General features: G+C 68.9%; 1 protein-coding gene. It reads left to right on the top strand.

All coding sequences use genetic code 11. From position 1 onward, the window contains the following. Positions 1-270: hypothetical protein (locus SB752_RS32500; protein ID WP_410719512.1), on the top strand; the 270-nt coding region annotated here is incomplete at both ends.

Raw genomic sequence — 270 nt, 5'->3', positions numbered from 1 at the left:
GTCACGCTGTCCAATGGGGCAACCTGGACCGGCGCAACCGATGCCGTGCGCACGCTGTCGCTCGACAGCGGCAGCCTGTGGACGGCCACCGGCGATTCGATCGTCGGCTCGGTTGCGCTGAACGACTCGACCATCGCGTTCGCCGCGCCCGGCGCCGGCGCGCCGCGCACGCTCGTCGTCAACGGCGACTATGCGGCCCGCAACGGCAAGCTGCTGATCCATACGACGCTGCACGACGATGCATCGCCCACCGACAAGCTGGTCATCGAC

The organism is Brevibacillus sp. SIMBA_040 (assembly GCF_046535075.1).
Lineage (GTDB): Bacteria > Bacillota > Bacilli > Brevibacillales > Brevibacillaceae > Brevibacillus.
The sequence above is the reverse complement of the archived record's forward strand: the minus strand, read 5'-3'. Positions and strand labels throughout refer to the sequence as shown.